The organism is Curtobacterium sp. ISL-83, from assembly GCF_018613895.1.
In the GTDB taxonomy this organism is placed as follows: Bacteria; Actinomycetota; Actinomycetes; order Actinomycetales; family Microbacteriaceae; genus Curtobacterium.
In genome coordinates this window covers 15581-36313 of the sequence record NZ_JAGGPH010000017.1, presented here as the reverse complement: position 1 = coordinate 36313, position 20733 = coordinate 15581, and the positions used below count along the sequence as shown (strand labels likewise).

22 protein-coding genes and 1 tRNA gene are annotated in these 20733 nt (G+C 71.8%); 5 read left to right on the top strand and 18 right to left on the bottom strand.

Going from position 1 to position 20733, the window contains the following annotated elements:
- Nucleotides 1-86: 86 nt before the first annotated feature.
- Nucleotides 87-1052: an NAD(P)H-quinone oxidoreductase gene (locus tag J7E22_RS16015; protein WP_214982836.1), complete on the top strand. Its 966-nt coding sequence runs from the start codon at nt 87-89 to the stop codon at nt 1050-1052.
- 134 nt (nt 1053-1186) lie between these two features.
- On the opposite strand, the gene J7E22_RS16010 is transcribed toward J7E22_RS16015, so the two are convergent.
- From J7E22_RS16010 to J7E22_RS15980, 7 genes are all read right to left on the bottom strand, one after another.
- Complete coding sequence (locus J7E22_RS16010; RefSeq protein ID WP_214982875.1) at nt 1187-1903, bottom strand: amino acid ABC transporter ATP-binding protein; 717 nt, start codon at nt 1901-1903, stop codon at nt 1187-1189.
- Nucleotides 1904-2013: 110 nt separating this feature from the next.
- Nucleotides 2014-2892 (bottom strand): amino acid ABC transporter permease, encoded by an 879-nt coding sequence (locus J7E22_RS16005; protein ID WP_214982835.1) that lies wholly within the window; start codon nt 2890-2892, stop codon nt 2014-2016.
- A gap of 4 nt (nt 2893-2896) precedes the next feature.
- Complete coding sequence (locus tag J7E22_RS16000) at nt 2897-3715, bottom strand: ABC transporter substrate-binding protein (protein WP_214982834.1); 819 nt, start codon at nt 3713-3715, stop codon at nt 2897-2899.
- Between the two features lie 103 nt (nt 3716-3818).
- Nucleotides 3819-4316 carry a cupin domain-containing protein gene (locus J7E22_RS15995; RefSeq protein ID WP_251009273.1) on the bottom strand — a complete coding sequence of 166 codons (498 nt, stop codon included), beginning with the start codon at nt 4314-4316 and terminating at the stop codon, nt 3819-3821.
- On the bottom strand, nt 4313-5812 hold the full coding sequence (locus J7E22_RS15990) for an amidohydrolase family protein (RefSeq protein ID WP_308159283.1): 1500 nt from the start codon (nt 5810-5812) through the stop codon (nt 4313-4315). Before J7E22_RS15990 ends, J7E22_RS15995 begins: the two co-directional genes overlap by 4 nt.
- Nucleotides 5809-7518, bottom strand: coding sequence for an adenosylhomocysteinase (locus J7E22_RS15985; RefSeq protein ID WP_214982833.1), 1710 nt, complete (start codon nt 7516-7518; stop codon nt 5809-5811). The genes J7E22_RS15990 and J7E22_RS15985 overlap by 4 nt, the downstream gene beginning before the upstream one ends.
- A 58-nt stretch (nt 7519-7576) precedes the next feature.
- Nucleotides 7577-8545 (bottom strand): PrsW family intramembrane metalloprotease, encoded by a 969-nt coding sequence (locus J7E22_RS15980; protein WP_214982832.1) that lies wholly within the window; start codon nt 8543-8545, stop codon nt 7577-7579.
- 74 nt (nt 8546-8619) lie between these two features.
- On the opposite strand from J7E22_RS15980, the gene J7E22_RS15975 reads away from it, so the two are divergent.
- Together J7E22_RS15975 and J7E22_RS15970 are read left to right on the top strand one after the other, a co-directional pair.
- A complete protein-coding gene (locus J7E22_RS15975) occupies nt 8620-8889 on the top strand; it encodes a glutaredoxin family protein (RefSeq protein ID WP_214982831.1) in 270 nt (89 codons plus the stop codon).
- 138 nt (nt 8890-9027) lie between these two features.
- On the top strand, nt 9028-9303 hold the full coding sequence (locus tag J7E22_RS15970) for a GlsB/YeaQ/YmgE family stress response membrane protein (protein WP_214982830.1): 276 nt from the start codon (nt 9028-9030) through the stop codon (nt 9301-9303).
- A gap of 169 nt (nt 9304-9472) precedes the next feature.
- On the opposite strand, the gene J7E22_RS15965 is transcribed toward J7E22_RS15970, so the two are convergent.
- Nucleotides 9473-10423 (bottom strand): aldo/keto reductase, encoded by a 951-nt coding sequence (locus tag J7E22_RS15965; protein WP_214982829.1) that lies wholly within the window; start codon nt 10421-10423, stop codon nt 9473-9475.
- A 155-nt stretch (nt 10424-10578) separates the two neighbouring features.
- Between J7E22_RS15965 and J7E22_RS15960 the strand changes: the two genes are divergently transcribed.
- Nucleotides 10579-11292 carry a GAF and ANTAR domain-containing protein gene (locus J7E22_RS15960; RefSeq protein WP_214982828.1) on the top strand — a complete coding sequence of 238 codons (714 nt, stop codon included), beginning with the start codon at nt 10579-10581 and terminating at the stop codon, nt 11290-11292.
- 75 nt (nt 11293-11367) lie between these two features.
- On the opposite strand, the gene J7E22_RS15955 is transcribed toward J7E22_RS15960, so the two are convergent.
- The 5 genes from J7E22_RS15955 to J7E22_RS15935 form a co-directional block, all read right to left on the bottom strand.
- On the bottom strand, nt 11368-12099 hold the full coding sequence (locus J7E22_RS15955) for a GAF and ANTAR domain-containing protein (RefSeq protein ID WP_214982827.1): 732 nt from the start codon (nt 12097-12099) through the stop codon (nt 11368-11370).
- A complete protein-coding gene (locus tag J7E22_RS15950) occupies nt 12099-12815 on the bottom strand; it encodes an ANTAR domain-containing protein (protein ID WP_214982826.1) in 717 nt (238 codons plus the stop codon). Before J7E22_RS15950 ends, J7E22_RS15955 begins: the two co-directional genes overlap by 1 nt.
- Nucleotides 12808-13587 carry a helix-turn-helix domain-containing protein gene (locus J7E22_RS15945; RefSeq protein WP_214982825.1) on the bottom strand — a complete coding sequence of 260 codons (780 nt, stop codon included), beginning with the start codon at nt 13585-13587 and terminating at the stop codon, nt 12808-12810. The genes J7E22_RS15950 and J7E22_RS15945 overlap by 8 nt, the downstream gene beginning before the upstream one ends.
- Before the next feature lie 69 nt (nt 13588-13656).
- A complete protein-coding gene (locus tag J7E22_RS15940) occupies nt 13657-14313 on the bottom strand; it encodes a TetR family transcriptional regulator (RefSeq protein ID WP_308159282.1) in 657 nt (218 codons plus the stop codon).
- 58 nt (nt 14314-14371) lie between these two features.
- Entirely contained in the window at nt 14372-16462 is a 2091-nt protein-coding gene (locus tag J7E22_RS15935; RefSeq protein ID WP_214982872.1) for an MDR family MFS transporter, read from the bottom strand.
- Between the two features lie 333 nt (nt 16463-16795).
- Here J7E22_RS15935 and J7E22_RS15930 point away from each other — a divergent pair, with 333 nt between their 5' ends.
- The gene (locus J7E22_RS15930) at nt 16796-17218 is read left to right on the top strand and encodes a hypothetical protein (protein ID WP_214982824.1); all 423 of its coding nucleotides are present in this window, start codon (nt 16796-16798) and stop codon (nt 17216-17218) included.
- Between the two features lie 95 nt (nt 17219-17313).
- On the opposite strand, the gene nadE is transcribed toward J7E22_RS15930, so the two are convergent.
- From nadE to J7E22_RS15905, 5 genes are all read right to left on the bottom strand, one after another.
- On the bottom strand, nt 17314-18147 hold the full coding sequence (gene nadE, locus J7E22_RS15925) for an ammonia-dependent NAD(+) synthetase (RefSeq protein ID WP_214982823.1): 834 nt from the start codon (nt 18145-18147) through the stop codon (nt 17314-17316).
- A 98-nt stretch (nt 18148-18245) separates the two neighbouring features.
- Nucleotides 18246-18911: a hypothetical protein gene (locus J7E22_RS15920; protein WP_214982822.1), complete on the bottom strand. Its 666-nt coding sequence runs from the start codon at nt 18909-18911 to the stop codon at nt 18246-18248.
- 112 nt (nt 18912-19023) lie between these two features.
- Complete coding sequence (locus tag J7E22_RS15915; protein ID WP_214982821.1) at nt 19024-19161, bottom strand: hypothetical protein; 138 nt, start codon at nt 19159-19161, stop codon at nt 19024-19026.
- 330 nt (nt 19162-19491) lie between these two features.
- Nucleotides 19492-19566, bottom strand: a tRNA-Arg gene (locus tag J7E22_RS15910).
- 13 nt (nt 19567-19579) lie between these two features.
- Nucleotides 19580-20683, bottom strand: a complete 1104-nt coding sequence (locus tag J7E22_RS15905; RefSeq protein ID WP_214982820.1) for an epoxide hydrolase family protein — start codon at nt 20681-20683, stop codon at nt 19580-19582.
- Nucleotides 20684-20733 lie beyond the last annotated feature (50 nt).

Sequence of the window (20733 nt, the reverse complement as noted above, 5' to 3'; positions counted from 1 at the left end):
CGACAGGAGCGCCCCGGAGCCACAGCGGCCCCGGGGCGCTCCCGCGTTCCCGGTCGCCCCGCAGTCCGGTGAGTAGCGTCGGTCCCATGCGTGCCATCACGACGACCGACGGTTCCCTCGACGTCACCGACTTGCCTGACCCCGTCCCCACGGCCGACGAGGTGCTCATCACCGTCGCGGCCGCCGGGGTCAACAACGCCGACCTGCAGCAGCGCGCCGGGCACTACCCGCCGCCTCCCGGAGCGTCGGACATCCTCGGCCTCGAGGTGTCGGGCACCATCGCCGCCGTCGGCGACCGCGTCACCGGCTTCGCCGTCGGTGACCGGGTGTGCGCCCTGCTGTCCGGCGGAGGGTACGCCTCGCTCGTCGCGGTGCCGGCGACCCAGGTCCTGCCGGTCCCGGACGGCGTCGACCTGATCCAGGCCGCGGGGCTGCCCGAAGCCGCCTGCACGGTGTACTCGAACCTCGGGATGATCGCCGGCCTCCGCCCGAGGCAGGTCCTCCTGGTGCACGGTGGCACCGGTGGCATGGGCTCCCACGCGGTGCTGTGGGCGAAGGCCCTCGGCGCGACCGTCATCGCCACCAGCGGGGGCGAGCGGAAAGTGCGGGCTTCCCAGGCGCTCGGCGCCGACCTGGTGATCGACCACCGGTCCGAGGACTTCGTCGAACGCACCCTCGCGTTCACCGACGGGCACGGCGCCGACGTCGTGCTCGACGTGGTGGGCCCCGACTACCTGGAGCGGAACCTCGCCGTCCTCGCGACGAACGGGCACATCGCGGTGATCGCCTCGGGCAGCGGCCGGACGGCGACGCTCGACTTCGGCACGCTCATGCGCAAGCGGGCGACGATCAGCGGGACCACCCTGCGCGCACGCCCCCGCGACGAGAAGGCAGCGATCGTCGCAGCCGTCCGCGTCGACGTCTGGCCGTTCGTCGCCGACGGCCGGATCCGTCCGGTGATCGATTCCGTCCTGCCGCTCGCGGAGGCTGCCGAGGCCCATCGCCGGGTCACCGACGGCGAGGTCATCGGCAAGGTGCTGCTGACGCCCTGACCGGGCTGATTGCGGCGTCGCCGTGCCGCCGACCCGTGCGAGGTTGATCGCCCGGTGCGCGGCTGGCGCGACGCACGGGCCGACCAACCTCGCACCGAGCGCCCCGCCGCCGCTACGCCGCCGCTCCGCCGGCGCTACGCGTGCACCCGCGCCAGGAACTCCACGAGCGCCGGGTGCTGCGGGTGGTCGAGCACCGCGGCGGGGTCGCCCTGCTCCACGACCTCGCCCTGGTGCAGGAACACGATCCGGTCGGCGACGTTCCGGGCGAAGTGCATCTCGTGCGTCGTCATCAGGATCGTCGACCCCTGCTCCTTCAGCTCGGTCACGAGGTCCAGGACCTCACCGACGAGCTGCGGGTCGAGCGCGCTCGTCACCTCGTCGAGCAGCAGCAACTCCGGGTCGGACGCGATGGCCCGCACGATCGCCACGCGCTGCTGCTGGCCGCCGGAGAGCCGGTCCGGGTACGCCCGCGCGAAGTCGGCGAGCCCGACACGTTCGAGCAGGCGCATCGCCGTCGCGGACGCGTCCGCCCGGCTGACGCCGTGCACCTGCCGGGAGGCGAGGGTCACGTTGTCGAGCACCGTCATGTGCGGGAACAGGTTGAACTGCTGGAACACGACACCGATGCGCGCGCGGGTCGCGTCGACGTCGACCCGCGGGTCCGAGATGTCCGCACCCTGCAGGAACACCTGGCCGTCGTCGATGCCTTCGAGCAGGTTGACCGTCTTGAGCAGCGTCGACTTGCCGGAACCCGAGGCGCCGATGACGCAGATGACCTCGTGCCGGTGCACGGCGAGGTCGATGCCGCGCAGGACCTCGTGGTCGCCGAAGCGCTTGCGCAGGCCGCGCAGCTCGAGGACGGGACCCGACGTCGGCGACGGACCCCGTGCCTCCTGGCCGGGTCCGGGACGGGAGGCGCGGTCAGCGCCCGCCTCGCCGCTCCCGGTCTGCGTTGCCTGGTTCACACGGTCCCTCCGATCTGCTCGCGGCGCTGCTGACGCCGGGCGATGGCATCCGTGACACGGATGAGCGGCAGGCTGATCACGACGAACAGCAGTCCGGCGACGAAGTACGGCGTGAAGTTGTAGGTCTCGGCCTGCGCGATCTGCGCGGACCGGACCGCGTCGACCGCCCCGAGGATCGAGACGAGCCCGACGTCCTTCTGCATCGACACGAAGTCGTTCATGAGCGCCGGGGTCACCTTCCGGATCGCCTGCGGCAGCACCACGAGACGCAGCGTCTTCGCATGGGACAGGCCCAGCGACCGGGCTGCGAGGCGCTGGGAGGGGTGCACGGCCTCCATGCCGGCGCGGAGCACCTCGGCGATGTACGACGAGTACGTCAGCGTGATCGCGATCGTGCCCCAGACCTCGGCCGGGAGGCGCGGGAAGACCCCGAGTCCCGGGATCCCGTAGCCGACCAGGTACAGCACGATGATGAGCGGCAGGCCGCGGAACAGGTCCGTGTACCCGGTCGCCAGCATCCGCAGCGGGAAGAACACCGGACTGCGGAGGCCCCGCACGACGGCCAGGAGCGTGCCGAACACCGCGACGCCGATCGCGCTGAAGAACAGGATCCGGATGTTCAGCCACAGGCCGAGCAGGATCTCCGGGAAGCTGTCGACCGCGGTCTGCGGGTCGAAGAACGACTGCTGGACCGCGGCCCAGCCCGGCGTGTTCACGACACCGAAGTAGACGACCGCCACGACGACGAGCGTCGACACGACGCTGATCGTGATCGACCGGCGCCCGCGCGAGCGACGGTACAGCTGCCGCTCGACCTCGACCTGACTGGGAGCCGGGGCGAGGACAGGGGTGCCGGAGCCGGCGGGGATGCTCACCGTGCTACTTCAGGACCGGGGTGTTCGTTTCCGACGACAGCCACTTCGTCTGGAGGGACTTCAGGGTGCCGTCCGAGTCGAGCTTCGCGATGGCCTTGTCGACCTTGCTCGTCAGACCGGACCCCTTCGGCAGGACGAACCCGAACTGGTCGCCCTTGCCGTCGGCGGGGAACTGGGCGGACACCGTCCCGTTGTCGAGCTGCGCACCGGCCATGTAGAACGCCGTCGGCAGGTCCGTCACGATGGCGTCGATCTGGCCGGACTTCAGCGCGAGCACCGCGTCGTCGTTCGAGTTGAAGACCTGCGGCGTGACGCCGAGGACGTCCTTCACGCTCGTGATGCTCGTCGAGCCCGTGGCGACACCGATGGCATCCTGCTTCAGCGTGGCGATCGTCGTGTCGTGCGCGGCCTTCGACTTCGACGTCGTGACGACCGCCTGCGTGGTCGTGTAGTACGGCGACGACATGTCGACGGCCTTCTTGCGCTTGGCGTCGATCGAGAACTGCTGGATGTTGAGGTCCCAGTCCTTCGGACCAGGCGCGATCGCGCTGTCGAACGTGCTGCGCTTCCAGACCACGTCGGACTTGGCGTACCCCATCTCCTTCGCGACGGCGTAGGCGACGGCGGACTCGAAGCCCTTGCCGGACTCCGGCTTGTTGTCCGAGACCCACGGGGAGTACGCCGGCTGGCCGGTGGCGATGGTGAGCTTGCCGTCGGTGATGGTGCCGGAGGCGGAGCTGCTGCCGGAGGAGCACGCGGCGAGCGCGAGGGCGGCCGCCGCGGCGGTGGCGACGGCGAGGGTGAAGCGGAGGGAACGGGTCACGGTCAGGCCTTCGTGCTCGGGTGCATGGGCAGGGGGCAGTGTACTTCGCACTGGTGTACCACCGCGAGACGGTGACACCGCGAGACGCTCGGGATCGGTGCGGTCACTCGGCGAGGGTGAAGTCCTCGAACGAGAACCCCGGCGAGACCAGGCAGCTCAGGAGCACCTCGCCCGCGGACGGGATCGTCCGCTGCCACACGCCCCCGCGGACGAACGCCTGCGCGTCGTGCACGCGGTGCCGGCCGGCGTCGGGACCGAGGGTGATCCGGTCGCCGGGCTCGGGCTGGTCACCGGAGCCGCCGAGCTCGAGCACGACGGTGTCCGGCCCGTGCCACATCCAGATCTCGTCGCTCGTGACCCGGTGCCAGGCGGAGGACTCCCCCGGCGGCAGCAGGAAGTGGATGAGGGTGGCGGCCGGACGCGGGCCGGCCGGGGTCGTCACGGTCGCCGGGGACGTCCACGTCCGGACGTACCAGCCGCCCTCGGGGTGCGGCTCCATGCCGAGCGCGGCGGCTCGCTGTGGGACGTCGAGCCACTCGAGCAGATCGCCGTCGACGGTGCGTCGGGCGACCATGCCGGGTCGGGGTGCGGTGTCGGTCATCGGTGCTCCTGCTCGTCGGGGGCGGCGCGGTCGTCGGGGGCGGCGCGGTCGTCGGGGGCGGTGCGGTCGTCGGGTGTGGGGTGGCGAACCGCGTTCGACACGAGCGCACCGTCGGTGGCGCGGACGACCCCACGGATCACCGTGCCGACGGCCCGGCCGGCGCCGTCCTCCACGAGTTCGGCGAGCGCGTCGACCACGGTGCGGGCGTCCACGTCGAACACCGCCAGGTCGGCACGGGCACCGACCGCCAGGTGTCCGATCCGGTCCGACCCGACGGCGAGGCCCATCGCGTGCGCGCCGCCGAGGGTCGCCGCGGCCAACAGCCGTTCGTGCAGGTCGCGCTGCCCGTACCCCTGGGCGCGGGCGATCCGGTGCAGCGCGGTGACGTCGGCCATCAGGTCGAGGGACGGCGACGACGACAGCGAGTCGGTGCCGATCGCGATGGGACTCCCCTCCCGCAGGTAGTCCGCGACGGGCGGCGGGTCGAGCCCGATCACGGCGTTCGAGCGCGGGCAGAGCGCCACCGCGGTGCCGCGGGCGCGCAACAGTGCCCGGTCGGCCGCCGTCATGTACACGCCGTGGGCGATGTGGCAATCGGGTCCGAGGACGCCGAGCCGGTCGACGAAGCTCGTCGCACTGGCCCCGAAGCCGAGAGCACGCATCGCGCGGAAGGACGGCGCGTTCGCGAGGTGCCAGTCGGCTCCGTGCCCCACGCCGTCGACGCCGTCCAACCCGGGCACGGGTTCCAGGGCGGTCCGCTCCCCCTCGAACGCGGCCTCGCCGAGGTGCAGGTGCAGGCGGAGTCCGCGTTGCCGCACGATGTCGGGCAGTTCGAGGAGCGGCGCGACGTCGAGCGAGTACGGGGCGTGCGGGGAGAGTCCGGCACCGGGCGTCGACGGGATCCGTGCGAGTTCGTCGAGGACCTGGTCGCGCCCGTGCGCCTGCCACGCCTCGTTCTCCCAGTCCATCACCTCCCAGTAGGCGATGCCGCCGAGTCCGGCGTCCTCCAGTGCGGTCGCGGCCTCGATGTCGGTGACGATGTCGGCGATGCTCGTCACCCCCGCCGCGATGGAGGCGCGTGCACCGTCGGCCGCCTCGGCCCGCCAGTCGTGCGGCTCGGAGTACACCCGGTTGAAAGCGGTCGCCCAGTCCTCGAAACCGGTGTACTGGTGCTGACCAACACTGGCCATGCCGGTGTACTGCAGGTGCGAGTGCGCGTTGACCAGGCCGGGCAGCAGGGCTCCCCGCCACCGCCGTTCCGAGAACGCCGTGCCGGCGCCGGTCAGCTGGTCGAGCACCCACGACCGGTCGCCGACGTGCAGGATGCGCCCGGCGCTGACGGCGACGGCGCCGTCCGCGATGGGCGGCGCGGTCATCGGCACGACGATGCGCGCCGAGTGCACGACGACCGGGTGGTGCACGACAACGGGTTGGTGCACGACGACCGGGTGGTGCACGACGACCGGGTGGTCGGTCCCGGCGCGACCCGCGCTCACGCGGGGGCTCCGAAGCGATGGGTGCGGACGTCCGGGTCGCGGCCGGTCGGGCCGTCCGACGACGGCACGACCCCACCGGCAGTGCCGGATCCGGGAGGCGCGACACGGTTCCCGAACGCGGCGAGCGCCGTGCGGGCGGTCGCCTCGTCGACAGCAGGGTCGATCGGGACGACGTCGCGCGCGAGCTCGTCCCCGTGCTCGAGGAGCATCCGCACCGCGCCGAGCTGCACGGCGAAGGACAGGTCCATGATCTCGACGGGATTGCCCTCGGCCGCGGTGATGTTGATGCACCCGCCCCGGTCGAGCACGACGACGTGGTGGCCGTCGTCCCACGCCAGTCGGTCGGCCTTCGGTCCGATCGGCGACGACACGGCACCGGACCCCGCGGCCGCGTCGAGCGCGACCTCCTGGTCGACACCCCCTGCGACGGCGATGACCGCACCCGGGGCGCACGACCGGAGCACGGCGAGGCTGATGGTGTCCGTCACGCCCGTGGCGCTCACCACCAGGTCGGCATCGCGGACGGCGTCGTCGAGCGGCGCGACCGCGTGCCCGGCGAAGAGCGCCTGCAGGGCGCGGACCGGATCGGTCTCGGCGACGACGACCCGGAACCCCAGCGCGCGGAGGACCAGGGCGACCCCCTCACCGACGTGCCCGAACCCGGCGACGACCGCCGCGCCTCCCGCCCGAGCGCGGTGCGCGTCGGACGGCAGTCCGTCGAGCAGGTCGAGCGTCGCGAACACGGTCGACTGGCCGGTGCCGTACCGGTTGTCGAAGAAGGTCTTGGTGCGGGCGTCGTTCACGGCGATCACCGGGATGCCGAGCTCGCCGTGCGACGCCAGCACACGCAGCGGGCGCAGGCCGCTGGTGGTCTCCTCGGCCGCACCGAGCATCGTCGGCAGCAGGTCGGGGCGCTCCTGGTGCGCGAGACGGATGAGGTGCGAGCCGTCGTCGAGCAGGATGTGTGGTCGGGTGTCGAGCATCGCGAGCGCCAGCGTCTTCTGCTCCGCCGTCGTCGCCGTGCTGCTCGCGTGCACGGGGAGTCCGGCACGTCGGAGCGCGTCCGCGACGGCGTCGTCGGTCTCGTCGGCGTGGGCGTAGACGGCCACCTCGGCACCGGCGTCCCGGAGCAGCAGACTGAGGACCGCGGTCTTCGGTTCCAGCACCATGCTGACCCCGATGCGGGTGCCGCGGAGGAGACCGCCGTCCCGGAGCTCCGCGGCGACCGCGCGCGAGACGGGCATCGACCGACGCGCCCAGCGGAGGCGGGCGTCGGCTGCGGGGTCGTCCTCGGGGTCGCGGCCGGTCGACACGAGGAACACGTCCTCGGACAGCATCGGCACCCCGAGCACCCCCGGGCGGACCGGGGCGACGGGACCGAAGGCGTCTTCGTCCACGGCGGGCAGGTGTCGCCCGGCGTCGATCACGATCAGCGTGGCACCGGCGGGCCGGTCGGCCTCGCGTTCGATGACGACCGTGCTCTCCTCGGGGGTCCCGAGGCACCAGAGCTGATCGACGGGCTCGTGGGGCGCGGCCCGGCGGGCACCGAGTCCCGTCAGCAGGGCGTGCAGTGCAGCGGCGTCCCGGACGTCCCCGCCGAGGATCCGGAACCGACGTGCGGCGACGAGCAGGTTCGTGGCGCCGGCGAAGCGTCGTACCGCCGCCGAGGCCCAGCGCACGGTGTCGGGATCGGGTGCTGGCGGCATGGGGTCATCGTAGGGCGGCCGGGGAACCGTCCGGTGCCGCCGGGTGGGCCCGGCGGTGTCAGCGGAGGGGCGGGGTCCCGTCCCAGCCGGAGACCGGCGCACCACCGCCGGGGAAGCCCGGACCGTCCAGCGCGGCGGCACGGCGAGCGCGACGGCGGTAGTGCAGCAGGACCGCGATGAGCACGACGACACCGATGAGCGTCACGACGAGCAGCCCGATGACGTAGAGGATCGTCACCACACCCCCGAGCACCGCCGGGACCGTGCCGTTCTGCGCCGCGGAGAACGGCGTGCCCGTGATGATGAAGGCCAGCAGCGTGGAGATCGTCGAGTTCGAGTCCCACAGGCCGTGCAGCACCGAGACGACGACGTACGTGATCACCACGGACCACGTCCAGCGGAACCGCTCCCGGCCGTGCGACGCACCGAAGAGCACCGCTCCGAGGATCGCGGTCCAGAGCACGTGCCCGACCGGGGACAGGATCGCGCGGGCGACCTCGGTCTGCAGCAGCGACGCCAGGTCGATGCCACCCGTCGTGATCGCCGCGTTGAAGGCGTACCCAGCCGACTCGAACGCCGCGAACCCCGCGCCGATGGTGGCGCCGAGCAGCGCACCCTGCCGCGCGGTCTTGGGGTGGACACGCCAGCCGACGATCACGAGCAGGACGGCCTTGACGAGCTCCTCGACGAAACCGACGATCACGTACAGCGTGGCGTCCTGGCGCAGGTTCACCTCGAGCAGGGACGCCCCGAGCACACCGAGGATCCCGCCGACGAAGAACGCGCTGACCAGCTGCATCGTGCTGACCGACCCGGTGACGCGCTCGATCACGAAGAGCACGACGGTGAAGGGCACCAGGAAGCTGCCGAGCAGGATGATCGTCGGCACCAGGTTCGTGTTCTGCGTGAAGACGGTCACCACGATCGTCACGACCCAGAGGACGAACCCGACGAGCAGGGTCTTCCACCACCATCCGTGGTGGTGGTGCGGGTGTGGGACGTCGACCGCCGAGGGCAGGGTGCTCATCGCCCCATCGTGCTCCGACGTGCAGCGGACAGTGCTCGGGAATGCCACGACGCGCGCGGACGTATCCACTGGGCATGGGTAACGAGACGAACGAATTCGACCGCGTCACGATGTTCGGCGCGGACTGGTGCCGCGACTGCCGCCGGTCCAAGGCGCTGCTCGACTCGCTCGGCGTGGACTACGAGTACGTCGACGTCGAGGCGGACCTCTCGGCGGCTGACCGTGCCGAGGCCATCAGCGGCCGGAAGAACATCCCCGTCGTCGTCCTGCCGAACGGCAAGCACTTCGTCGAGCCGTCGGATGCCGAACTGCGCGGCGAGCTCGAGGCCGCTGGCGTGCTCTGACGCCTGGCTCTGAGCACGTTCCGGCGCCAGTGCAGCCGCGGATGCGAACGCTGTCAGGAAGCTGCGTGTTCACTCGGGTCCTGATCGGAGTCCGGCGTGTTGCCGGGCTCTTACCGCTCGTATCACCAGGAGGAAACCGTGATCGGTCTCATCATCAGCTTGATCATCGTCGGGCTCATCGCAGGGGCGCTTGCACGGCTCGTCATCCCCGGCAAGCAGCACATGTCGATCCTCATGACGATCGTCCTCGGGATCATCGGCTCGTTCGTGGGTGGGTTCCTCGGATACCTGATCTTCCACCACGACGCCTCGAACGGCTTCTTCCAGCCGGCCGGCATCATCGGGTCGATCATCGGCGCGATCATCGTGCTTTTCATCTACACGCGCTTCAACCGCGGCGCTCGCACCCGCTGACCCCAGCGGATGCGCCGGCTCAGCCGGCACCGGCGCACCGACGTCGGCCCGGACCACGCCATCGCGTGGCCCGGGCCGACGTTTGTCGTCCGGTGGCCACCAGGTCCGGTGGCCATGGGGTCCGGACGCCACCCGTTCTGGAGGCCACCGGGTCCAGCCCCTCTGCGGGTCACGCTCCGAGGAGCCCCGCTGCCCGCAGGTCCGCCCAGACCGCATCCGGCACCGACACCGCAGCCCGCGCCGCGTTCTCCCGGACCTGCGCCGCGGACTGCGCGCCGAGCGCGATCGCACGCACCGCCGCAGCCCGACGCGGGAACGCGACCGCCGCCTCCGGCAGGGACACCCCGTGTCGCTCGCAGACGTCCGCGATCGCGTTCGCGCGGTCGATCACCGCCCGCGGCGCCTCGGCGTAGTCGTACGTCGTGCCCGCCACGGGTCGCGGCGTGCTGAGGAGCCCGGAGTTGAAGACACCGACCGCCACGACGGCCACGCCGAGCGCGGCGCACCGCTCCACGAGCGATGCCGCAGGCTGCTCGAGCAGCGTGTACCGCCCGGCGAGCATGACCACGTCGCACAGCCCGGTGTCGACCGCCGCTGACAGCGCAGCCACCGAGTTCGACCCGACGCCGACCGCGCGCACCACACCCTCGTCACGGAGCGCAGCGAGTGCCGGCAGCGCCTGCGACAACCCTGCGGCCAGGTCGTAGACGTCGGGGTCGTGCAGGTAGGCGACGTCGACGTGGTCGAGGCCGAGACGGCCGAGCGACTCGTCGAGCGAACGGCGCACCCCGGACGCTGACGGGTCCCACTGCCGGACGAGGTCGTTCGGCACCGCGAAGCCGTCGTCGTCCGACCCGTCACCGGGCCCGGGCACCAGCAGTCGCCCGACCTTCGTCGAGACCAGGTAGGCGTCCCGCGACCGGCCAGCCAGCGCAGCACCGAGCCGTCGTTCCGACAGGCCGAGCCCGTAGTGCGGCGCCGTGTCGAAGCCGCGGACGCCGACGTCCCAGGCGGCATCGACGGTGGCGTGTGCGTCATCGTCGCTGATCGCGTGCTGCAGGTTCCCGATCCCGGCACCGCCGAGCCAGAACGGCCCTGCGTCGAAGTCGACCTCGGTCATGACTGTCCTCCCACGGGCCGGACCGGGCGGTTCCCCGGTGCCGCACCGCACGGTAGTCCTCGGCCGCGCTCAGGCGGACCAGGGACAGCACGGGTGCCGCGATCCAGTCCACGCGGGCGAGTCGGTGACCAGGGGCACTCGGGTATCTTCGCGGCATGTCCAACCAGGGTGTGCTGACGGTCCTCCGGGAGCTCCACGGCATGGTCGTCGACGACGACCTCGCCGAGACGATGCTGCGCGCCGTGGAGCTCGTCGTCGCCACCACCTCGGCCGCCGGGGTGGGAGCCGTCCTGGTGAACGCCTCGGGGGACCTGCAGGTCGTCGCGTCGTCGAGCGAGCGCGCCGCCGAGGTCGAGGAGGCCGAGGTCGGCATCGTGCAGGGTCCCTGCCTGGAGGCCTTCCGCACCGGCACCGTGAAGGACGTCCCGGACCTCCGCCCGCACGCCGACGAGTGGCCCGACGTTGTCCGGATCGCCGAGCAGCGCGGGTTCGGCGGGATGTACGCGGCCCCCCTGGTGCTCCGCAGTCGGACGCTGGGGAGCCTCTGCGTGTTCTTCGCCGGCCACGACGGGCCCGACGACCACGACGCCGCCGTCATCCAGCTCGTCTCGCACACCGTGGCTGCGGTCATCGCCGCGCAGACCCGTCGGGAGTCCGATCCCACACCGGAGGAACTGCTGGAGGCGGCACTCACCGTCCGGGACACCATCGACCAGGCCAAGGGCGCCGTCTCCTGGCGGCAGGGGATCGGGATCGACCACGCGTTCCGCGTGATCCGGGACGAGGCACGGGAGGCGGGACTGACGGTCGGGCAGGTCGCCGCACGGATCGTGGGGACGCAGACCGACGGCGGGGCCGTCGCGGGCTGAGCCCGCGTCGCAGCACAGCCGCCCTCATGGCGTCCGCGCTGCTCCGGGCTGCGCCCGGCGTCGCGGGCCGCGCCGTCAGAGTGTGAGCCGTCGCTCCACGACGTCACGGGCCACGTCGGAGAGCCCGCGACCCGTCAGGTCCGCGTGCTGCCGGAGCACCTCGTACGCGGCGTCGATGGGGACGTCCTTCGTGAACGACACGACTCCCTTCGCCTGCTCGATCGTCACCCGCGCCGCGAGGGTGCGCTCGAGCTGTTCGCGGACCGCGTCCTCCTGACGGACGGTCCGTTCGTGCAGGATGCCGACCGTCGCGATGTCGGCCAGGGCCTTCGCGGTCCGCGCGTCGCCGTCGCTCGGCGTACCGGGCTCGCCACGCAGGAACGTGAACACGCCCACGACCGTGTCGCGGAGGCGCATCGGAACGGCGTACGTCGAGCACACGGACAGTCGGACGGCGCGACGGGCGAACCCGGGAGCGGCCGAAGCGGGCTCCTCGGCGGCCGCGCGGGCCAGGTCGGCTACTGCGACCGGGGCCCCCGACCGGAACGCGGCGAACGCCGGCCCGGACTCGACGTCCGTCTGCAGCAGGTCGACGACGGCCGCGTCCTCGGAGGTCGACGCGACGAGCTCCAGGCGTTCCGAGCGACCGTCGATGACCGCGATGCCCGCGTGCTCCGCACCGAGCACCTCTGCTCCGGACCCGGCGAGGGTCTCGAGCAGCGCGACGACGTCGTACGCGTCGACCATCGTGTCCGTCAGCGTGAAGAAGGTCTCGAGGACTCGAACACGACGCTTCTCCGGGGTCATCAGACCTCCTCGATCTGGTCGCCGTGACGCTCGAACCGGAGGTGCCCGGCGATGATCTCGTGGGCCACCTCCCGCATCGACGTGTGGCGGGTGAACGCGTGCCCCTGGATGAGCAGGTGCGCGTCGTCGGGCGTGATGTCCAGCTGGGCGAGCACGACCCCGGTGGCCTGGTGGACGACCCGGCGGGAGAACGGCCCGAGGTCGAGCCCCTCGCCCTCGTCGCCGATCGCTGCGACCGCGCGGTGGAGCAGTCGTCGACCGAGGGCCGCGGCGAGCGCGCTGGCCTGTTCGACCTGCGCGGGTGCGAGGGTCGTCGGCCGGACCTCGTAGGCGTCCATGGCGCCGAGCCGGAACGGCCCGAATGCGATCGGGAACGCGAACAGGGCCTGCACCGACGGCTCGGGCTCGTTCCGGAGCGCGTCCGTGAAGGCGGGCCACTGGTGGTGCGGCCGCCCGAGGAAGTCGGACTCGAGGACCGGTGCGGCGGTGTGCTTCGCGTCCCAGCACGGCCCCTCGGCCAGGTCGAACTGCAGCTCGTCGAGTCGGGACGCGACGTCGTCCGTGGCGGACACCGTCTCGTTGCCCGCCGGGTCGCCGAACGTTGCGATGGAGATGCCCTCGACCGGGAGCGCGTCGAGGATGACGGCCCCGACCTCGGCGAGGGGCACATCCGCGGACCGTACCGCGCGGATCGCGCGTTCGAACGCGTCAACCATCGGGTCCCTCCCTCGGATCGCCCGATTCTACGGCGAGCAGGTCGTCCGCTTCCACAGGCGGACTCCCCGACCAGGCGGGCAGCTCGGCGGGGGCGTACCCACCCTGCACGTCGGGCAGGCGGAGCATCGGGTTGACGGCGCGCAGGGTGACGCCGTCCACGCCCAGGACGGCTCGCCGCACCGCGCTGCTGAGCGTGTAGGACAGCAGGTCCTCCGTCGTGCCGCTCGGGCGGTACCCACGCCACGCGCCGCTGTCCGTGGTCGTCGACTCGTCGATGCTCGCCTGGAGCGCCTGGGGGTCCTCGACGTCGACCTCGCAATCGAGGACCAAGCGGAAACGACGTGTCCGGGGCGCGTCCACGTCGGTGACGGGGTCGCCCTCGGGCGTGCGACGACCCTGGAGGAACCGCAGGGTCGTCGACGGCGCCGTCCCGTACACCTGTCGGTACTCCGCAGACATGCGCCCGACGTTGGAGAATCCCCACGACCGGGCGACCTCACCGATCGTCACGCGGGTTCCGGGCTCGGCTTCCTCGAGCGCCCGGCGGACGCCCTCGAGCCGCAGCCTGCGGTGGTACGCCATCGGCGTGGTGCCGAGCTCGCGACGGAACGCACCCTGCAGCCCGCGGGCGGTCATCCCGGCGGCCTCGGCGGCGTCCTCGACACGGACCTCGGATCGGCCGGCGTCGCGGAGGAAGCGCACCGCGGCCTGGACGCCGGGCGAGATCGGGCGGAGTCCGTTCCCGCCCTGCACCGCCCGCGCATCCGCCATCATCACGACCGTAGGACGTGGAGGCGGTGGATCGGCGAACATCCTGCGCTCGTCGGACAGAACCGCACGTCAGGACGTGGCGAGCCGTCCCATCTCACCGACGACGGCGCGGAGTCGGTCGGCCAGCTCGGCCGGGCTCCCGGCGGTGAACCGGTGGGCCGTCTCGATGACGGCGGCCATCACGAGGGTCACGGCCGTGCGCGCCGAGTCGGGGTCCGTCCGCTCCGCCGCGACCGTGACGATCGCGAGCCGTGCCTCGGCCATCGACTGCAGCATCGTCGGGACCATCTCGGGCCGCGCCTGCACCAGAGCCTTCATCCGCTGCCGGTCGGCGGGCAGGTCCATCGACCGGGCGACGAGATCGCAGAGGTCGGACACCAGGGATCCGCCGGCGGCGAGGAACCGTGCGCGGGCGTCCTCCGGGACCGCGGTGCCGGAGAGCCCCAGCGCCGCGTGGCCCTTCGACGGGAAGTAGTTGAAGAACGTGCGTGAGGACACGCCGGCCGCGGCGCAGATCTCCTCGACGGTGACGCCGGCGAGCCCGCGGTCGGCGACGAGGTCGAGCGCGGCCCCGTGGATCGCGAGCCGGGTCTGCAGCTTCTTCCGTTCACGGAGGCCCGAGTCGACGGACGGCGCCGCGATCGGACCCTTCCCGGCCGACTGCTGCCCGTCGGACGGTGCTCCGCCGGGCACTGCCCCGGCGATCGGTGCTTCGGTGGTGCTCACGTGCTGCTCCTGGTGTGGGACGGGGCCTCCCGCCGTTCGGCGGGAGGCCCCGTGTGCCCTAGACGGCGGACCGGTCCCGCTGCACCGGGATCGACCCGGTGCCGGGTGCCGTCGGCGATCCCATGGCGTCAGCGGCCGCGGTCGCCTGCACCTGGAGGTCGTCAGCGGTGCGGGCGTCGTCGGCCTGTTCCTGCAGCGCCGAGCTCTTGCGGAGCGCCGGCACCTTGAAGAACCAGCTCAGGATGAACGCCAGCAGGATCACGCCGAAGCCGACCCAGTAGACGGTCACGGCGGACGTGTTGAAGCCCGTCATGAAGGGCCTGGTGAGCGCCGGCGTCGCACCCTTGAGGTACGAGGTGTCGCTCGTCTCGCTGGCCGAGCTGCTGGAACTGCTCGAGCCGCTCTTCGCGGTGATCCGGTCCGAGAGCTTCGGCGCGAGCTGGTCCACCCAGTACGCACGCTGCGAGGCGTTCGACCAGTCGACCGAGACCGCGTCGCCCTGCACCGAGGCGTGGGCCTTCTGCGCCACGGCCCGGAGTGCGGCGGACTGCGCCGTCGGAGTCGCCGCGGCGACCTGCTGCTGGATCACGGTCGGCGCTGCGGCCGCGGGGATCGCACCGGCGGCGACCTGCTGCTGCACCGCAGTCGTCACCTGCTTCGTCACCGCCGCGGCGGCGGCCTGCTTCGCCGCCGTCGTCGCGGAGTCGAGCGTCGACTGGACCTGCTGCTGCACCGGGGTGACGATCGGGTTCCAGATCTGGTCCATCACGCCACGGTTCTCCTTCGCGCCGGCGACCGCCGGGTTGAGCGCGGCGCTGAGCGCGGGCGTCAGGTTCGCCTTGTCCGCCGTCGCGTGCAGGATGTTCGTCGGCATGATCGAGAACAGGATCGAGAGCAGCACGGCGGTACCGAGCGTCCCGCCGATCTGCCGGAAGAACGTCGCGGAGCTCGTGGCCACGCCCATGTCACGCGGCTGCACCGAGTTCTGCGAGGCGAGGGTGATGCTCTGCATGAGCTGCCCGAGCCCGAGGCCGATCAGGAACATGCCGATCATCAGGAACCAGAGCGGCTTGTCGATCGTCATGCGCGTGAGCACGACGTACCCGAGGGACACCAGGGCGGTGCCGATGACGGGGAAGATGCGGTACTTGCCGGTCCGGGCGACGATCTGCCCGGAGGCGATCGACGCGATCATCAGACCACCGATCATCGGCAGCGTGGCGAACCCGGACTCGGTCGGCGTTAGGCCGGTGACGATCTGCAGGTACAGCGGGATGGTCAGCATCGCACCGAACATCGCGAAGCCCACGAGGAAGCCGAGCATCGTTGCCATCGAGAACACGCGGGAGCGGAAGAGCTTCAGCGGGATGATCGCGTCGTCCTGCATCAGCGTCTCGATGACGAGGAAGGCGACGAGCCCGAGGGCACCGATCACGTAGCAGGCGATGGCGGACGCCGAACCCCAACCCCACGTGCGGCCCTGCTCTGCGACGAGCAGGAGCGGCAGCAGCGTGACGACGACGCTCGTCGCGCCCCACCAGTCGATGCGGGGCTTGGCCTTCGCCTCACCGAACTTCGGCAGGTGCAGGAACGCGATGACCATGAACAGCGCACCGACACCGATCGGCACGTTGATCAGGAAGACCCAGCGCCAGCCGGTGACGCCCAGGATCGAGCTCGCGCCGGCGAACAGACCACCGATGAGCGGGCCGATCACGGACGAGATGCCGAAGACGGCGAGGAAGTACCCCTGGTACTTCGCGCGCTCGCGGGGAGCGAGGATGTCGCCCATGATCGCCAGCGGCAGCGACATCAGCGCACCGGCGCCGATGCCCTGGAAGGCACGGAACCCGGCGAGCATGATCATCGACGTCGAGAACGACGAGAGCAGCGACCCGACGATGAACACCGTGATGCCGAAGAGGTAGAGCGGTCGGCGGCCGAAGACGTCGGAGAGCTTGCCGTAGATCGGGGTGGTGATGGTCGACGCGATCAGGTACGCGGTCGTGACCCAGGCCTGCTGGTCGAGCCCGTGCAGGTCGTCGCCGATCGTCCGGATCGCCGTCCCGACGATCGTCTGGTCGAGCGAGGACAGGAACATCCCGGCCATGAGGCCGTAGATGACGAGGAGGATCTGGCGGTGCGACATGATCGGCTTCCCCGGCGTGTTCGCCGGGGAGCTCTGTCGTCCGCGCTGCACCTCGACCGGTGCGGTGGCAGTAGACAATGCGTGTCCTTCTTCGAGAGCTTTCCGTGCCGCCGAGCGGTGGCTCGACGGAGTCGGCCTGCGGGACACCGGATCCTGTGACGGGGAACCGGGTCAACCTTGCAGACGCTGCAACATTACACCCTCGGCACCTTTGCCGCCAGCGCAAGTTTTCCCTCTGTGCACGTCAGTGAACGCATCCACAGGTCGGCGGTGTCCGCTCCGTCGCCACTCCGCCTCCGAACGCCCGCGCGGCCGGAGCGTACGGTTCCCCGCATGACCGACGAGCACGCCACCCACCGTCCGGAGGACGACGCCGCACGACTCGGACTCGTCGTGGTCGGAGAGGCAGCCGCGCTGCACTCCGGCGACGATGCTGCGCTGGACGCGAGCGAGGAGAACATCCGCGAGACCATCGAGGAGCTGATCGACGAACCCCTGACCCCGCGCCAGGAGGAAGTGGTCGAACGCCTCGCGGCGGCCGGCGGTGCGCTCACCGCGGGGCTCGGCGGCGCACTCGCGGCCCAGAGCGGCCGCAGCGTGGACGACGTGTTGACGGGAGCGGCCCGGAGCGTCCTCCGCCAGCAGCAGCTGGCCAGCCACCGCGAGGACGTCGGACGCGACCGGACAGCAGACCACCGGAGCGGCGAGTACCGGAGCGCCGACACCCGGCAGGACGACGGGCACGCGCGGGACTGATCCGCGACGGCCGCAGGGCCGTCACTCCTGAGCACGGAACGACGGGAGGCGCGGTGCAGGTCGGACCTGCACCGCGCCTCCCGTCCGCCGTCGCGTCAGCGACCTGCGTCGGCTCGCCACCAGTCGTCGAAGGGCGTCGCCGGCACCTGTCGCTTGTGCTCCGTCGCGCGGTACCGCGTCTCGATGGCCTCGGCCACCTCGACCGGGACGTCGTGCCCCTGCAGGTACGCGTCGATCTCAGCGTAGGCGAGCCCGAGGTTCGCCTCGTCGGTCTGGCCGGGGGTCTCGTCGAGCAGGTCCGCCGTCGGGGCCTTCTGGTACAGACGGGCCGGGGCGCCGAGGTGCTCGAGGAGCTGGCGGCCCTGGCTCTTCGTCAACCCGGTGAGCGGCGTGATGTCCACACCGCCGTCGCCGTACTTCGTGAAGAACCCGGTGACGGCCTCAGCGGCGTGGTCGGTGCCGACGACCAGGAGCCCACGCTGCCCGGCGACGGCGTACTGCGCCACCATCCGCATGCGCGCCTTCACGTTGCCCTTGACGAAGTCGCTCAGCTCGACGCCGGAGGCGGCCGTGTCCTGCACGACCCCGTCGACGCCGTGCTCGATGTTGACGGTGATGCCCGGTTCGGCGGCGATGAAGCCGAGGGCGAGCTGCGCGTCGTCCTCGTCGGCCTGCACCCGGTAGGGCATGCGCACGGTGACGAACTCGGCGGCGTGCCCGTCGGCGTGGAGCGACTCGACGGCGAGCTGGGTCAGGCGCCCGGCGAGCGTGGAGTCCTGCCCGCCGCTGATGGCGAGCACGAACCCCTTCGCGCCGGTCGTGAGCAGGTAGTCGCGGAGGAACCCGACACGGCGGGCGATCTCCTGCTCCGGCTCGATGGTCGGCTGGACGTTGAGGTCCGCGGCGATGGCGGCTTGGAGTTCACGCACCACCCCAGTATCGCCCCGTCGGGCGCACGAGGACAGGCTCGATTTCACGAGCGGTCCCGGGTCCCACATGCTGGGAGGCGTGCGGAGGCGGGCGTGCCTCAGCCGGTCGCGACCGGCACGCCGGCGGAACCGGCCACCGCACGCACACGCTCGGCCAGTTCCTCGCCCCGGAGCGTCTTCGGGAAGCCGAGCACGGTCCGGTACACGGGGAAGTCCACCGCGACCGGCGCTCCGGTGCCGACGAGGACCCGGAGCGCATCGACCTTGCCGAACGCGTACCGGCCCGCAGCCGAGGTCTCGCCGTCCGCCACGGCCTGCACGGCCGGACGGGGCACCCCGAGGAGGAGCCGCGGCTCCGCACCGCCCGTGTACAGGCCGATGCCGTGGCCGTCGGCGACGAGGGTGGCGTACCCGCGGCGCGGCACGTCGGGCAGGGCCTGTCCGAGCACCCCGGCAGCGTGCCGGAGCTGCTGCCCCAGGTCCTTGTGCACCAACACCGGGACGAGGTGCGCCGTGGGGTGCTGGACGATGAGGGCCGCCTCGCGCCGCCGCGTCCGCGCGTGGTGCACGGCCAGCGTCGCCTCCGCGACGACGACGACGAGGGCGGCGAAACCGATCACGCTCAGCACGATGCCGCCGGTGGACATCCCGCTCTCGTGCTCGCGCCATGCGAGGAGCCCGAGCCGCAGTGCCAGGTACCCCACGACGATGACCGCGGTGATGGTGCCCCCGCGACGGCGGTTCCTGCCGTTCTCGTTCCCCATGCGGTCAGACTAGGACGAGCGACGCCTCGAGCGCGTGGTCGGGTCCGAAGCTGCGCGGATGCTCACCGCAGCGGCGGGATCGACCTGATGGTCGGATCAGACCTGCGTCGGATCAGACCTGCTCGCCGAGGAAGTCCGCGTAGGACGGTTCGTCGGACGGCCCCGCGGGCGTCGAGGCACCACCCGTGGCAGCGGCGCCGGGCGACCGGAGGACCTGACGGTGACCCGCTTCGGGGAGACCGGCGCTCACGCGAGCACCAGCGACTCGGTGGTCGCGAAGACGGGCGAGCGGGGGTTCCGCGGCGCCCCGGCGGAGTGCTCGATGACGGTGGTGCACGGTCGGTTGCTGGCGGTCACGGCGACCGGCCCTTCGTCGGAGTGATGCGCACCCCGGATCTAGCCGGACCGTCCCGCGGTGCCAGACCCCGCAGATCGCGAGGTGCATCGTGACGACAGGACCCTGTACTCGATCCGGTGACCCCAGCATAGGGTTGTCCACTCTGCGCGGCGAACCGGGTGCGGGGACCGGATCACGCGATGCGCCGGGCGTACCATGCCGGGCCGAGCACCGAGCGGACTGTGGTGCCCCTGGAGGGACTCGAACCCCCAACCGTTTCCTTAGGACGGAACTGCTCTTCCATTGAGCTACAGAGGCTGGCCCGTCCACTCTATCGGCGGAACGGGTCCAGGAACGTCCGGAGCTCCTCGGTGAACAGCGCCGGCTGCTCGAACGCCGCGAAGTGTCCGCCGCGGTCGAGGACCCGGACGGACACCAGGTTCGTCGTCCGCTCGAGCCACTCCCGCGGAGCCCGCAGGATGTCGCCCGGGAAGAACGAGAACCCGCTCGGGACCTCGACCCGTCGCGACAACTGGTCGGCCGGGATCGCAGCGTTCGCGTGGTACATCCGCATCGACGACCCGATCGTGCCGGTGGCCCAGTACTCGGTGAGCAGGGCGAGGACCTCGTCACGGGTGTAGACGCTCCAGAGGTCGCCGTCGCAGTCACTCCACGCGCGCAGCTTCTCGACGATCCACGCCGCGAGCCCCGCGGGGGAATCGGTGAGGCCGACGGCAGCCGTCTGGGGCTTGGTCCGGTGCACCATCGCGTACGCACCCTCGGCGGTCCGCCACCGAGCGGTGGCGTCGATGTACGCGCGCTCTGCGGGGGACAGCGACGACGGGTCGATCCCGGGCCACGGCAGGCCGCCGTCCGTCCGGTGCACGGCGACGACCCGGTCGGGGTGGTCGAGCGCGAGGTACCGGGCGACGTGCGTGCCGATGTCGCCGCCGGACACCGCGAACCGGTCGTAGCCGAGCTCCGTCATCAGCCGGGCCCACAGCCCCGCGACCTGCCGGGCGTCGAGGACCTGCGGCGGGACGTCGGAGAAGCCGTACCCGGGCATGTCGGGGACGATCACGTCGAACCCCGCGTCGACGAGCACGGGGAGCACCTTGCGGTAGCGCCAACCGGAGTCCGGCCACCCGTGCGCCAACAGGACGGGGAGCGCGTCCGGACGGGGAGCGCGGGCGTGGAGCAGGTGGACGCCGATGCCGTCGAGGACCACGCGTCGGCTCGGCAGCGCGGCGAGTGCGTCCCGGTGTGCGGCGAAGTCGAACCCGTCGGCCCAGTACGCGACGAGCGCGCGGAGCTCCTCGACGTCCACCCCGAGCGACCAGCCGCTGCCCGCGGGGGCGTCCGGCCAGCGGGTGGCCCGGAGTCGGGCACGGAGGTCCTCGATGGTGTCGTCGTCGATCCACGTCGGCTCGGTCATGGGCGTGACGCTACCGCCACCCGGGGACGGTGTCGACGGGTCGGCCGCCC

Excerpts from the sequence above, each read along its gene's own strand:
- J7E22_RS16015 (WP_214982836.1), top strand. The coding sequence starts at position 87 with ATGCGTGCCATCACGACGACCGACGGTTCCCTCGACGTCACCGACTTG.
- J7E22_RS15965 (WP_214982829.1), bottom strand. The coding sequence starts at position 10,423 with ATGACCGAGGTCGACTTCGACGCAGGGCCGTTCTGGCTCGGCGGTGCC.
- J7E22_RS15975 (WP_214982831.1), top strand. The coding sequence starts at position 8,620 with ATGGGTAACGAGACGAACGAATTCGACCGCGTCACGATGTTCGGCGCG.
- J7E22_RS15980 (WP_214982832.1), bottom strand. The coding sequence starts at position 8,545 with ATGAGCACCCTGCCCTCGGCGGTCGACGTCCCACACCCGCACCACCAC.
- J7E22_RS15955 (WP_214982827.1), bottom strand. The coding sequence starts at position 12,099 with ATGACCCCGGAGAAGCGTCGTGTTCGAGTCCTCGAGACCTTCTTCACG.
- J7E22_RS15950 (WP_214982826.1), bottom strand. The coding sequence starts at position 12,815 with ATGGTTGACGCGTTCGAACGCGCGATCCGCGCGGTACGGTCCGCGGAT.
- J7E22_RS15995 (WP_251009273.1), bottom strand. The coding sequence starts at position 4,316 with ATGACCGACACCGCACCCCGACCCGGCATGGTCGCCCGACGCACCGTC.
- J7E22_RS15930 (WP_214982824.1), top strand. The coding sequence starts at position 16,796 with ATGACCGACGAGCACGCCACCCACCGTCCGGAGGACGACGCCGCACGA.
- J7E22_RS15905 (WP_214982820.1), bottom strand. The coding sequence starts at position 20,683 with ATGACCGAGCCGACGTGGATCGACGACGACACCATCGAGGACCTCCGT.
- J7E22_RS15985 (WP_214982833.1), bottom strand. The coding sequence starts at position 7,518 with ATGCCGCCAGCACCCGATCCCGACACCGTGCGCTGGGCCTCGGCGGCG.
- J7E22_RS15920 (WP_214982822.1), bottom strand. The coding sequence starts at position 18,911 with ATGGGGAACGAGAACGGCAGGAACCGCCGTCGCGGGGGCACCATCACC.
- J7E22_RS15935 (WP_214982872.1), bottom strand. The coding sequence starts at position 16,462 with ATGTCGCACCGCCAGATCCTCCTCGTCATCTACGGCCTCATGGCCGGG.
- J7E22_RS15960 (WP_214982828.1), top strand. The coding sequence starts at position 10,579 with ATGTCCAACCAGGGTGTGCTGACGGTCCTCCGGGAGCTCCACGGCATG.
- J7E22_RS15945 (WP_214982825.1), bottom strand. The coding sequence starts at position 13,587 with ATGGCGGATGCGCGGGCGGTGCAGGGCGGGAACGGACTCCGCCCGATC.